Source organism: Streptomyces sp. NPDC048496 (assembly GCF_043200055.1).
In the GTDB taxonomy this organism is placed as follows: domain Bacteria; phylum Actinomycetota; class Actinomycetes; order Streptomycetales; family Streptomycetaceae; genus Streptomyces.
Genome location: NZ_JBICXB010000014.1, coordinates 72,150 through 85,267 on the forward strand (window position 1 = coordinate 72,150; position 13,118 = coordinate 85,267).

Genomic DNA, 13,118 nt, shown 5'->3' on the forward strand with positions numbered 1-13,118 from the left:
GGACCGGTCCCGCCGTCCATGTGACGCCAGTGGGCCGGCCCGGCAGCAACACAGCAATGGGGGCGGCAACATGACCACGGTGGTCTTCACTCACGGCACAGGTGTGCGTGAACCACACCTCACGGGCCTGCTCGCACAGGTCACCGAGGGCCTCGCGGAAGCGGCGCCCGACGTCCACCTGGTCGCCTATCGCTGGGGCGAGCAGTACGGGGCGAGCCTCGCGGCAGCGGGGGCCAGCATCCCGGACGGTCCTGGCGCCGGAGCCGGCCGGGGTGCCGAGGGCCCGGGAGATCCGGGTGACGAGGCGGAGGAGTGGGCGCGCCTCTACGACGACCCCACGGCCGAACTGGCCCTGGCGGCGGCCGGAGCCACCGCAGCGGCCACCCCGCCGGGCGCCGCCTTCCCGGACGAGCGCCCCAGGGCTCTGCTCCTCGAGCTCGCGGCCAAGGGCGAGGAACGGGCAGACCGGATGGGGCCCGGGCTCGCGCAGGCGGCGGCACAGCTCGCGCGCAGTCCGCTGCTCGCCCCGGCAGCCGAGGCACTGGACGCCGAGACACTGTCGTGGACGCTGGCGCGTGCGCTGACGGCCGCGGTCGTCGCGGCGGCCATCGAGGCCGACGCACCGGTGCAGGGCGCCGGCGATGCCCGGGACGCCGCCGTGGCCGCCCTCGCCGCACGGCTCGGTGCCGCCCCGGCGGGGACCGGCCGTGGCCCGGTACTCCGCATGGCCGCGAAGCCTGTCGTACGCCTCGGCTCCCGTTACGCGGTGCGCCGCCGCCGGGCCCTCACCGACGCCGCCCATCCGGCCGCCGGTGACATCCTCAAGTATCTGGCCCGGGGCGAGCCCATGCGGCAGGGACTGCGGGACCTGGTCGCCTCCCTGGAACCCCCCGTCGTGCTGCTCGGCCACAGTCTCGGCGGCATCATCGCCCTCGACACCCTGATATCGGGCCCGCCGGCCGGCGTGGAACTACTGGTGACGGTCGGCTCGCAGGGCCCCTTTCTGTACGAGACCGGAGCGCTGCCCTCACTCGCCCACCCCGACGCCCTGCCCGGCCACGTCCCGCCGTGGCTGAATCTCTACGACCGGCGCGACCTGCTCGGTTACGCGGCAGAGCCGCTCTTTCCCGGACGGGCCACCGACATCCCCACCGACAGCCGACAGCCTTTCCCCGTCGCACACAGCGCCTATTGGAGTGACCGGGCCGTCTACCGGGCGATCGGAGACCTGCTCCCGTGACCCACCAACGTGTCGAGCCCGGCCGCGTCCTGGCACTGGTGGTCGGCATCGAGCAGTACGCGGCCGGCGACAGCTGGAACCTTCCCGGGCCGGTCCGGGACGCACTGCGCTTCCGCGACTGGCTGCTGGAACTCGGCGTCCCCGAGGAAAACGTCCTGCTGCATCTCGCGCCTTCGGGCGGCACCGATCCGGGTGTCCCGTACCGGCCGGCCGACCACGACACCCTGCGGCGTGCCTTCGTGACCGACATCCCGGCCCGCGCCGGAGACGTGCTGTGGGTGTGGTGGGGCGGCCACGGTGTGCTGGACCGAGACGAGCACCTGCGGCTCTACTGCACCGACGCCACCGAGCCGGACCGGCGCAACATCGACGTCGAATCGGCCCGCAGCACGCTGAGAAGTGACGCGGTGACGGGCTTCGGCAGGCAGATCTGGATGGTCGACGCCTGTCAGACGTTCGACGAACGGCACAACTTTCCGCGCTCTTTGCCCGGTGAGCAGTTTCCGGCCGGGCACCGGATCGAGGCCCACGACCAGATCCTGATGTTCGCGGCCGGCCGGGGGCAGCGTGCCGCCAACGATCCCGAGCGGCGGCTTGGTGTGTTCTCGGACATCGTGCTGGACGAACTCCCAGCCGATCTGCTGCCGGATCCCGACGTCCTGTTCGAGTCCGTGCGGGCCCGGCTGGCCGCACTGCGGGCGGCAGGCCGCACCGACCAGTTGCCCAGCCTCCTCCTGCACAGACCCGGACGTACTGAGAGCAGTCCGGCGGTGTCACCGCTCCCGCCACCGGCCGGCCCCGGTGGCACTTTGGCGGGCAGGCAGCTGGCCCGGCTCATCGAGGCCCTGCTTGCGTACCCGCTCATGAACGACCGTGACGAACGGCAGGCGCTGGTGAACGAGTTGCCGCCCGCCGTGGTCGCGCGCATGCCACGGCACCCGACGCCTCGCACCGACGTGATCGGCATCGTACGTACCCTCAGAGCGCGGCTGGACAGGCTGTGGGAGCTGTACGGCGCGGTGACGCTACTCGACGACGAACCCGCGCGAGCGGCTGAACTCGAGTCGGCCATACAGGACTTACTCGGGGACACGGGGACGGGAATGTGATCCGCTGGCGTGATCACATGGGTTTCGGGAAGGGGTCCCGTTCGTCATCATGGAGTAAACGGTGGCATCCTGTGCCACCGCTCGCGAAGGGGGAGCGCGCCTTGTACCAGCCGGTACCCGCCGACCGCACAGCTGATCACCTCGAATCCGACGTCATGGATCTGGCCGCAGTGGGCGTCGCCGACCTGCGGAGCCTTCCGGGCCCGGGCCCGCGGCTGCTGGAAGAGCTGCGGCGTGCGCGCACCAACGCCATGGGTAACCCCGAACCCGGACGGGCCGAATAGCGCAGACGGTCCAGGAGGCACAGTCCATGACAGCAAGCGATGCGTACGCCCCGATCCGCATGCCCGGCCCGTTGTTCGACGAGATCGCCGCAGGCGGCGGCTCGCCCGAGGCCGTCGCGTTCCTGGTGAAGGGCGAGCGGACCCGCCGCCTGCTGCTGCTGCGCGAGCTCCTCGACCGGTTCGACGAACGCCCCGGCATCCTCGGCCCGCTGGACGCGGCGGCGATATGGCCCGCGCTGGAGGCTGCCGCCGCGCAGGCACCGGAGGCCGTCGAGGAGCTGTTGCTCAGCCCCCAGGTCGGCAGCTGGCTTGCCCACACCCTGCGCCGGCTGCACGGAACCACGTCCGGGCCGCCCCTGTGGGCGGACGCGGGACACATCGCCGCCGTGGCCGCGACGGCCGCCGTACACGCCGGTACGCACACCGAGCTGCTGCTGCCTGCCCGGGGCGCGGCGGTGAGTCTGCCGACGCTCGGGCTGGTCCGGCTCCCGGAACCCGTCCAGGACGACTTCCGCGCGGTCCGTGCCGTGGTGTCCGCCGGGACGGTCACCCTTCGCAGTGAGGGCCGGGACGGGCCGCACGGTGCCGACGTCGTCGTGCGGCCGCTCACCGACCCGGAATCCGCGTCCTGGTGGCCGGTGCACACGCTGCTCGTCGGGCCCGGGGCCCGTGGCGTGCAGCTCGACGACCTCGATCCGTACCGCGACCTGGACGAACCGATCGCCCCGGGCCGGCTGGATCCCGGCGAACTGCGCTCCTGGCAGGCGCTGTTCCGGGACGCCGTCTCGACTCTGCGACGCGGTGCTGCGGGGCCCGGAGGGCTGCGCCCCGAGGAGATCAGCCGGATCGTCCCCTGGCGCGCCAAGGACGGAGCGCACACGCTTCCCGTTCCGGCCGCCGGGCTCAGCGCCTCCACCGGCGACGCCTTCGCCTCCATGGTGGTGGCCCGCCCCCGGAACGGGCTCGCCCTGGCGGAAACCCTCGTACACGAATTCCAGCACAGCAAACTGGGCGCACTGCTCCATCTGTTCCCCCTGCTCGACGACGACCGGACCGAACTCCACTACGCGCCTTGGCGCTCCGACCCACGCCACCTGCCGGGACTCCTCCACGGTGCCTACGCCTTCGTCGGCGTGACCGGATTCTGGCTCGACCGGATCGGTGACACCGTGGCCGACCCCGAAGGACGCGCACCGTTCCTCTTCGCGCTGCGCCGGCTCCAGACGCGCATGGTGCTCCGAACGCTGGCCACCCGGGCGGAGCTCACCGTGCCTGGGCGACGGCTCGTCACACGCCTGTCCGAGACCGTCGACAGCTGGCTGCGGGAACAGGTGGACCAGGAGGCGGAGGGCCGGGCCAGGGCAGCGGCGGTCAGCCACCGCGTGGAGTGGCGACTGCGCAATCTGCGCTGCGGCAAGGACGAACAGGAGGCACTCGTCAAGGCGTTGCGCTCCGGTTCGGAGCCGGTGCGGGGCGGTGAGCCAGTGGTCGTACCCGCGGGCGACCGCGGGCACTGGCAGGACGAGCGCGGACAGCTGTACCTGCGCAAGAAGCCCGGCCCCCCGTCGACGGCGGACGAGCTGTTGGTCTCAGGGGACGCGGGCACGGCGCTCGAGGCGTACGAGGCACAGCTGGGCGGCATCGGCCCCCTCGACCGGCACGCGCTGGCCGGCTGGCTGCTCGCCCATGCGGCGCTGTACCCCGAGGACCGGAGCGTGCTGGCCCGGCCCGAGCGGTTCGCGGCGGTACTGGAGGAGGGCGGAGCCCGGAACCGGGCGGAGATCGCCCGGTGGCTGGCGGGACGCGCTCCGGTCCAGGACGGCCCCGCAGTCGTACGGCACGGATGAGCCGGCCCCGCGAGGGAGCCGGCTCCGCAGCCGTACGGGTATGCGTGCGGGTCAGCCTGCGGAGACGCTGAATCCGTTCGTCTGGATGTCCAGGCCGCCGGACGACGACGTGACCCGGTGCATGGGGTTGCCGCCGGGCCTTCCGTGAGACGTACACCGTCGGCGGATCAGCCCAGACCGTCGGCCAGGGCCTTGGATGCGGCGGCCGCCGACACCTGCCAGAGCGTGGTGACCGGCTCCCAGACCCGGATCCCCCGGGGCATGCCCACGCCGGCCGCTTTGAACGTGACGCCGTAGTGGGCCGGATCCGCCGCCACGCTCACACTTCCGACCACATGCCCCTCGGTACCCGCCGGATCGGCGGTACGGAGGGCGGCATACGCCCGCTCACCTCGTGAGAGCACGTAGGGGGCGCTCTCGGCAGGCGGCACGGCCTGGGCGGAGCCGTCCAGCCCCGCGAAGGTGATGGTCGGGATCCGGTCGACGACACAGCTGCGACTGCCACGGTTGGTCACACTGATGCGCACCACGTTCTGCTGACCGCCGGGCGCGGCCTTCACACTGAGGGCCTGCTCCTGGCACACGCCGAGCCGGGAGGCTGCCGCAGGGGCGGCGGGCGCGGTACCGACCGCGGCCGTGGCGCCCGTGGCCGCCAGGACCACGGCGGTGGCGGCGGCCGGGACGGTGAAGCCGGAGACGATGGTGGGGCGCAGACGCATGGTGTTTCTCCCGGAATCTCGACGGCCGGTGATCGCGGCAGGGTGGCCGGTGTGTCCCCGCGCAGGGCCGGCGCGGACGGACCGGATCAGTATCTGCCGTCCGGTTGCGACCTGCCCGCTGTGACGGCTGTGAACCTTCTGCCGGTGAGGCGGGAAAGCGGGGAGCCTGGGCGCGGGGACGCGCCCCGCGCCCGGTCGGCCGAGGCGGTGTCCCGGCAGCGACCGGACGGGGCCGCGGCCGCACGCGGCGTGCGAGCCGGGTACGGCAGCGAACCGGCCGCGGCCCTGCGGCGGCGCGGCCCGACCGATCCGCTCATGGTGTCGGCCCTCCCCGGCCCGGCAGGACGCCGACGCCGGCCGGGTACGGCTCGCGGTCCCGCAACTCGGTCACCGTCCCCTGCGAGGGGCTCGTCACTGGGTGAACCGGGGCAGCCACTTGGCCTGATAGTCGGGGTGGCCGGCATCCTCCGCCGCCATCTGCCGGACGACGAATCCGAGCCCGACCGCGCGACCCGAGGGGAAGTCGTGGTGGGGGCGGTCGGTGTCCAGGGCGGCGACCTCCTCGTACTCGTCCAGGAGCACCCTGCTCGTCTCGATGCGGCGGAGCGTGCGCGCGGGGTCCTGCAGCGCGATGTGGTCGTCGTAGCCATGCGTCCGCAGGCTGAACGCGATGGCGCCGGTCCGGTCGTGGACCTCGCCCGGCGTCTCGGCGGGGCACCGCCAACGCTCGCCGCCGGCCGCTCGCGCGACTTGTTCCTCCTCGGCCAGGCGGGCCCGGACAAAGGCCACCATGTCGGAGTTGTCAGTCATCGGGTTCCGCATCCTCCACCGTCGGGTACCGCCTGCCCCGAACCGGCAAGATCACTCGCCGCTCCGGGGCCGCGCTGCTCGTTCAGCACGAGGATGCCGTACGGCGGAAGCCGCGGGCACATCGCGTCCGCACGTGTTCCGCCATACGGACACGCTCCCCGCCGGGTTACCGCGCCCGCACGGTGGCCAGCACGTCCCGGTCGGGCTGGAGGGTCAGCGTCGGTACGGGGTTGACGTCACCCGGGTCCACGTCCAGTTCGAACCGGCGCGCGAGTACCGCCAGGATCAGCACCGCCTCGACCATCGCGAACCGCGTACCGAGGCAGACCCGGGGCCCGCCGCCGAAAGGGAACCAGGCGTACTCCGCGATGTCGTCGCCGCGGTCGGCGTCCCAGCGCTCCGGGCGGAACGCCTCAGGCTCCGGGAACCACCGCTCGTCGCGGTGTGTCGCCCACTGGCTGGTCCACACCTTCGTGCCCTTCGGCATGTCCACGCCACCGATGCGCGCCCCGTCCTTGGCGACTCCGGTCACCAGCCAGATCGTCGGGTACAGCCGCAGCGTCTCCTTCACCACCGCCTGGGTGTATGTCAGCCGCGCGTAGTCGTCGAACTCCGGCTCCCGGTCGCCGAGGACACGGTCCAGCTCCTCGGTGAGCGCCGCGCGTGTCTGCGGATTGCGCGACAGCAGGTACCACGCCCACACCAGTGTGGAACTGGTCGTCTCGTGCCCGCCGATGTACAGGGTGACGGTCTCGTCGCGGATCTCCTTGTCCGTGAGCTGTGCGCCGGTCTCGTCCACCGCGGTCAGCAGCCGGCTCAGCAGGTCGGGACGCTCGCCGTCGCCGTCCCGGTGCCGGGCCACGACCCGGCCCACCTCGGCGTCGATGAGCGCGGCCGCCTTCTTGATCCGGGCCCGGCCGGGCGTCGGCACCCAGTCGGGGAGCAGGGCGCCGATGCCGCTGAACTCCTTGCCGATCTCCTGCTGGGCGACGTCCATCGCCCGGCCCATCGCCTCGGCGTCCGCCGGGGTGTCCACCCCGAAGATGGTACGGACCGCGATCTTCTGCGTGAGCGCGGCCATCTCCCGCTTGATGTCGATGCGTTCACCGCCGGACCAGGTGTCCGCGAGCTCCACCGTGCTGCCCGCCATCGTCGCCGCGTACGACCGCACCTGCTTCGGCCGTACCGACGGCTGCACCAGCGACCGCTTCCGCCGCCAGTCCGGACCACGCGCGACCACCACGCCGTTGCCCATCACGGTACGGAAGGCGATGCCCAGCGCCGGCGGGTCGAAGGTGCGTTCCGTCTCGGTGAGCAGTTCGCCTATGCACTCCGGATCGGCTATGAACACACAGGGGCTGGGGCCGAAGCGCCACCGCACCATGTCCCCGTACCCGCGCAGCCGCTCGAAGAACTTCAGCGGGTCCTTCCCGAACTGCGGCAGATTCCCGAGGAACGGCAGCCCCTTCGGGCCCGGTACGGGCACGTGGCCGCGCGGCTCGGCATCGGCGGCCGGGCCGGTCTCCGTGGACATGAAAGGTCTCCGCTCCCTGGTGGCGCACCGGCATCCGGTACGCGGCGACGTGGCTGGACTCCGGGGTGCCGGCAGGGTCGATGACCCCATCGTCCTTGTGGGGTAAGTGAGTTGTCGAGGGTATCCGGGCCTCGTTACGGAAGTGCGGTCGGCAGGGCGGTGCTGCGGACCGGGATCCCGCGTGCTGTGCCGTCCCCACGTGAGGAGATGAGGGGCGACCGTCGGGACATCGGCGCCCACCGGACGGCTCGGCCGGGGGAAACGCCGCGGCGCCCCCGCCCCATCGGTGTGGGGCGAAGGCGCCGCGCATGAGGGCCGGTTCGCGGCCGGGGCGGGTCAGGCGCCCGGCGGGACCCGGGACGGGCGGCCGTTGCCGCGGGTGAGGGAGTAGCCGAACACGGCCGCGAGCGCGCCGAGTACGCCGCCGCCGACGGTCCAGATCCAGCGGTCCGTCCACCAGCCGGAGGCCCAGCCGTCGTCCGGCTCACTGCCGAGCGAGACCCGGGTCGTGGAGCCGTCGTCGGACGAGGTGCCGTCCGTCGTCTGCTGCACCGAGGACGCACCGGGAACCAGGGGCTCGCTCAGCATGCCGTCGACGTCATGGGCGCCGCCCCGGTCGGCCGCCGTCACCTCGACGGCGGTCTGCACCGGCTGTCCGAGGTCGGCCGACGGCAGGTCGACGACCGTCAGGCGCACGTAGTAGCTGCCCGGCAGTGGGTCGTTCGCCCACGGCTCGGACCAGGCGCGGACGGTCCGCAGGACGCAGGAGAGTTCGACGGTCGACGCGTCGGCGGCCGCCTTCCTGGTCTGGTGGCCGTACATGCAGGCCTGTCGGCGCCGCAGCCCGTCGTACACATCGACCTGCCACGTCGACACGCCGTGCCGGGTGGTGCTCTCGGGCAGGGTGACCGTCGCCTTGACGGTGGCGCGCTGTCCCGCGTCGGCCGGGAACACCCAGTACAGGTAGTCACCCGTGGACGCCCCGGCGGTGGCGCGCTGGCTCGGCTGGATCGCCGTCGCGGTACGGAAGGTGGTGCCCGCCTCCGTGGGACCCGCACCGCCGTCGGACGCGCTCGGGCTCGGGCTCGCCGACGGGTCGTCGGCCGCGGCCGACCCCGCCGCCGTCAACAGGGCCGTCCCGGCCAGCAGGGCACCCGCGAGTACCCGTCGTGTACGCACCATCAGTTGGTCCTCCATACGGCGATGCGCCAGCGCGAGATCCAGCCGAAGAGCAGACCCGCGATCAGTCCGGTCAGGACGAGTACGCCCAGGAGCCACCAGCCGCGGCCGAGACCGAACGCGGCGGCATCGGCGGCGTCGTCCGGCGCGTCCACCACGTCGATGGTCAGCTCGACCGGCATGCCCGGCGAGGTCTTCACCGATGCCGGGGCCGAGAAGGAGTTGCTGAGCTGCAGGCAGACGGTCTCCGCGACCGGCTCGTCCCCGCTGTCCGTGCCGTCCTGCGCGGGCTTGGGATAGCGCAGCCCGGACGAGATCGCATCGGTGCGACCGGTGCCGGACTCCGAACCCCTGACGATCTCGCGACCGTGCACGGTCACCGCGCGCAGCAGCACGCCGTAGTCGTTGTTGACGGCGCGGTCCGCGGACACGCTCACCGAGGCGCGCAGCTCCTGGCCGGGCAGTACATCCACCCGGTACCAGCGGTGCTCGCCGAACTTCTCGCGGTCGGTGTAGAGACCCGCCTTGAGCTGAGGCGCGGCGGAGCAGCTGTCCGCGCCCTCGGTGGCCACGGGGGTGACGACGGGCTCGGCAGCCCGGTCCACCAACTGCTTGACCCGACCGGAGAGTTCATCGGTGTGCTGGACGGCGGTGTAGGTGCCGCCGGTAGCCTCGGCGATGCAGGTCAGCTGCTCGCGGATCTTGGCGTTCGGCACCAGGCCCAGCGTGTCGATGACCAGGTGGATGCCGCGGGCGGCGATGTCGCGCGCCACCTCGCACGGGTCGAGCGGGCCGCAGGTGTCCTCGCCGTCGCTGATCAGCACGATCCGGCGGGTGGAGTCGCCGCCTTCGAGATCGTCGGCGGCGCCCAGCAGGGCGGGCCCGATCGGGGTCCAGCCGGTGGGGGCCAGCGTCGCGACCGCGGTCTTCGCCTCCACCCGGTCGAGCGGGCCGACCGGGTAGAGCTGCTTGGTGTCCTTGCAGCCGACCTTCCGGTCGTCGCCCGGGTAGTCGGCGCCGAGGGTCCGGATGCCGAGCTGCACCTGCTCCGGAACCGCGTCCAGGACCTCGTTGAACGCCTGCTTCGCCGCGGCCATCCGGGACTGGCCGTCGATGTCACGGGTCCGCATGGAACCGCTGACGTCGAGCACCAGCTCGACCTTGGGGGAGGCTTTGGTGGGGGGTTCATCGGCGGCGGCGGGGAGGGCCGTGCCGAGCCCGGCGGTCAGGGTGGCGAGCAGGATGCCCACCCCGACCGTCAGCCTTTTTCTTATGATCATCGCCGGATACTAGTGAAGATCACATGCCACCCCCAAACCGGACCGGGGCTGCCGGGATGCCGTTGTCCCGGGCCGGCGGGGGCGAGTGACAGTCGGTCAGCGGTCGTTGCAGGATGTGGCGGCGGGTTGGCTACCGGTCTCCGCCGAGCAGCGGTCCGGCGGCCCGCTCCAGCACCGAGTTGACCCCGTTCCAGGTGTCCATGTCCCGTGCCATGGGCGGCAGTTCGGTGTCCGCCTCGGATTCCCCGTCGGCATTCCAGCCGGTGGCGATCGTGACGGGGTCCTCGCCGCAGGCCGCCGCCGCGGCGAGCGCGGCCGCTCCCAGGGCCACCAGTTCGCCGCTGCCGGGCACGATCACAGGCCGCCCCGACAGCCGTCGTACCGTCTCCACCCAGGTGCGCCCCTGCGTGCCGCCGCCGATCAGGCGCAGTGGGCGGGCGGCGACCTCGGGGTCGGCCGGGTCGAGCCCGCAGGCCCGCAGCAGCTCGTCCAGGGCGCGCAGCACGGTGACGACCGCGCCTTCGTAGGCGGCGCCGAGCAGTTGCTGCGGGGTGGTGTCGTGCCGGAGTCCGGTGAGCAGGCCGGAGGCGGTGGGCAGATCGGGGGTCCGCTCGCCGTCGAGATAGGGGAGGAGCACCGCCTCGCCGCCGGGTGCCGCGTCGTTGCGGTCCAGGCCGAGCAGGGCGGCGACCTTGTCCACGGCGAGGGTGCAGTTGAGCGTGCAGGCCAGCGGGAGGTACGTGCCGTCGGCCGCGGCGAAACCGGAGAGCGCCGCCGACGCGGGCCGGGTCCGGGAGGCGGCGAAGACCGTACCCGAGGTGCCGAGGCTGAGAACGGGGTGGTCCAGCAGTCCGGCGCCGCCGAGACCGAGGCCGACGGCGGCACTCATGTTGTCGCCCGTGCCCGCCGCCACGGCGATCCCGGCCGGCAGGCCGAGCGCCTGCGCCGCCTCGTCGGTCAGCGAACCGGCGCGGGACGCACCCGTCTCGGCCACCCCGGGCAGCAACGCGGCATCCAGGCCGAGCAGTTCGAGCAGCTCGGGGTCGTACGCGCCGGTGGCGGTGGAGTACCAGCAGGTGCCCGACGCGTCGCCGGGGTCGGTGACGGCCGCACCCGTCAGCCGTTCGGTGAGGAAGTCGTGGGGGAGACGGATCGCGGCGGTCGAGGCGGCGGCCTCCGGCTCGTTCTCACGCAGCCACTGCCACTTCGACGCGGTCATCGCAGCCACCGGAACCGATCCGGTGCGGGCGGTCCAGGCGTCCGCACCGCCCAGCGCGGCGGTGAGGGCGGCGGCCTGCGGGGCGGAGCGGGTGTCGTTCCACAGCAGGGCCGGGCGCAGCGGGCGGCCCGCACGGTCGAGGACGACCAGGCCGTGCTGCTGACCGGCGACCGCGATGCCGGTGACGGCCGCGGCGGGCACGCCGGACTCCTTCAGGCCGGCGGCGACGGCGGTGCGCAGCGCCTGCCACCACACCCCGGGGTCGGTCTCGCGGGCCCCCGCCTCGCCCGTGACGACATGCGGGGCGCGTCCGACGGCGAGCAGCCGGCCGGTTGCGGCGTCGACGAAGGCCGCCTTGGTGGACTGAGTAGAGCTGTCCACGCCGATGACGACGGTACGCGGCGGCATGGGGTTACCTCATTCTCGCGGTGCGGGGGGCCACGGAGGACGGGAGGGCTGGTGCGATTTATTTGGTCGCGCGGATGACAAATTACGCGATCGAGCCCGCCCGGAACAGGGGGCACCCTCGATTCCCGGTGGTGGGGGGTTTACGTCTCCGTCAGGTGCCGTGCATGATTAGTCATGACACTGAACAAATAGGGGTTCGGCGGCCTCCACCGGCTGTGGACCCGACGGCATCGAAGGTGGTCGGACCATGACGGAACGCTTCAAGCCCACCCCGGGGGACAAGTTCACCTTCGGCCTGTGGACCGTGGGCTGGCAGGGGCGCGACCCGTTCGGCGACGCGACCCGCGCGGCGATCGACCCCGTCGAGACCGTGCAGCGCCTCGCCGAGCTGGGTGCGTACGGGGTGACCTTCCACGACGACGACCTGATCCCGTACGGCTCGTCGGACACCGAGCGCGAGAGCATCGTGAAGCGGTTCCGGCAGACGCTGGACGCGGCCGGGCTCGTCGTGCCCATGGCGACGACGAACCTCTTCACCCACCCCGTCTTCAAGGACGGTGGGTTCACCGCCAACGACCGGGACGTACGCCGGTACGCGCTGCGCAAGACCATCCGCAACATCGACCTCGCCGTCGAGCTGGGCGCCACCACCTATGTGGCGTGGGGCGGCCGCGAAGGCGCCGAGTCGGGCGGAGCGAAGGACATCCGGGTCGCTCTCGACCGGATGAAGGAGGCCTTCGACCTGCTCGGTGACTATGTCGTAGAGCAGGGCTATGACCTGAAGTTCGCCATCGAGCCCAAGCCGAACGAGCCGCGCGGCGACATCCTGCTGCCGACCATCGGCCACGCCCTCGCCTTCATCGAGCGCCTGGAGCGCCCGGAACTCGTCGGCGTCAACCCGGAGACCGGCCACGAGCAGATGGCCGGGCTGAATTTCCCGCACGGCATCGCGCAGGCCATCTGGGCGGGCAAGCTCTTCCACATCGACCTCAACGGCCAGTCCGGCATCAAGTACGACCAGGACCTGCGCTTCGGCGCCGGTGACCTGCGCCAGGCTTTCTGGCTCGTCGACCTGCTGGAGACCGCCGGATACCAGGGCCCGCGCCACTTCGACTTCAAGCCGCCGCGGACCGAGGACTACGACGGTGTCTGGGCGTCGGCCGCGGGCTGCATGCGCAACTACCTCATCCTCAAGGAGCGCGCCGCCGCCTTCCGCGCCGACCCGGCGGTCCAGGAGGCGCTGCGCGCGTCCCGGCTCGACGAGCTGGCCCGGCCGACGGCGGAGGACGGCGTGGCGGGGCTGCTGGCCGACCGCTCGGCGTTCGAGGACTTCGACGTGAACGCGGCGGCCGAGCGCGGCATGGCGTTCGAGGTGCTGGACCAGCTGGCGATGGACCACCTGCTCGGGGTCCGCTGACAGCACGGGCTGATGCTGCGGGGCCGTGCCTGTGCCAGGCGGGTGCGTCTCTGCGTTCGGGTCCGGGTCGTG

At 72.6% G+C, this 13,118-nt stretch carries 11 protein-coding genes; 5 read left to right on the forward strand and 6 right to left on the reverse strand.

Annotated features, from left to right (window positions below):
- The first annotated feature begins 70 nt into the window (after positions 1–70).
- The 4 genes from ACGFSA_RS16310 to ACGFSA_RS16325 all read left to right on the forward strand — a co-directional run bounded on the left by ACGFSA_RS16310 (position 71) and on the right by ACGFSA_RS16325 (position 4,480).
- Positions 71–1,240 (forward strand): hypothetical protein, encoded by a 1,170-nt coding sequence (locus ACGFSA_RS16310; RefSeq protein WP_393304645.1) that lies wholly within the window; start codon positions 71–73, stop codon positions 1,238–1,240.
- Positions 1,237–2,349 (forward strand): caspase family protein, encoded by a 1,113-nt coding sequence (locus ACGFSA_RS16315; protein WP_393304647.1) that lies wholly within the window; start codon positions 1,237–1,239, stop codon positions 2,347–2,349. Before ACGFSA_RS16310 ends, ACGFSA_RS16315 begins: the two co-directional genes overlap by 4 nt.
- 101 nt (positions 2,350–2,450) lie before the next feature.
- Positions 2,451–2,633 (forward strand): aldo/keto reductase, encoded by a 183-nt coding sequence (locus ACGFSA_RS16320; RefSeq protein ID WP_393304649.1) that lies wholly within the window; start codon positions 2,451–2,453, stop codon positions 2,631–2,633.
- A gap of 26 nt (positions 2,634–2,659) precedes the next feature.
- Positions 2,660–4,480: an aKG-HExxH-type peptide beta-hydroxylase gene (locus ACGFSA_RS16325; protein WP_393304651.1), complete on the forward strand. Its 1,821-nt coding sequence runs from the start codon at positions 2,660–2,662 to the stop codon at positions 4,478–4,480.
- 167 nt (positions 4,481–4,647) lie between these two features.
- Here ACGFSA_RS16325 and ACGFSA_RS16330 read toward each other — a convergent pair whose 3' ends face one another.
- The 6 genes from ACGFSA_RS16330 to xylB form a co-directional block, all read right to left on the reverse strand.
- A complete protein-coding gene (locus tag ACGFSA_RS16330; RefSeq protein WP_393304653.1) occupies positions 4,648–5,199 on the reverse strand; it encodes a DUF4232 domain-containing protein in 552 nt (183 codons plus the stop codon).
- Positions 5,200–5,610: 411 nt separating this feature from the next.
- Entirely contained in the window at positions 5,611–6,009 is a 399-nt protein-coding gene (locus ACGFSA_RS16335) for a DUF6221 family protein (protein ID WP_393304655.1), read from the reverse strand.
- Positions 6,010–6,175: 166 nt separating this feature from the next.
- Positions 6,176–7,543, reverse strand: coding sequence for a cytochrome P450 (locus tag ACGFSA_RS16340; RefSeq protein ID WP_393304657.1), 1,368 nt, complete (start codon positions 7,541–7,543; stop codon positions 6,176–6,178).
- A gap of 336 nt (positions 7,544–7,879) precedes the next feature.
- Positions 7,880–8,725, reverse strand: coding sequence for a hypothetical protein (locus ACGFSA_RS16345; RefSeq protein ID WP_393304659.1), 846 nt, complete (start codon positions 8,723–8,725; stop codon positions 7,880–7,882).
- The gene (locus tag ACGFSA_RS16350; RefSeq protein WP_393304661.1) at positions 8,725–10,002 is read right to left on the reverse strand and encodes a VWA domain-containing protein; all 1,278 of its coding nucleotides are present in this window, start codon (positions 10,000–10,002) and stop codon (positions 8,725–8,727) included. The genes ACGFSA_RS16345 and ACGFSA_RS16350 overlap by 1 nt, the downstream gene beginning before the upstream one ends.
- A 130-nt stretch (positions 10,003–10,132) precedes the next feature.
- Positions 10,133–11,629 (reverse strand): xylulokinase, encoded by a 1,497-nt coding sequence (xylB, locus tag ACGFSA_RS16355; RefSeq protein WP_393304664.1) that lies wholly within the window; start codon positions 11,627–11,629, stop codon positions 10,133–10,135.
- 247 nt (positions 11,630–11,876) lie between these two features.
- Between xylB and xylA the strand changes: the two genes are divergently transcribed.
- Positions 11,877–13,046: a xylose isomerase gene (xylA, locus tag ACGFSA_RS16360; protein ID WP_393304666.1), complete on the forward strand. Its 1,170-nt coding sequence runs from the start codon at positions 11,877–11,879 to the stop codon at positions 13,044–13,046.
- Positions 13,047–13,118 lie beyond the last annotated feature (72 nt).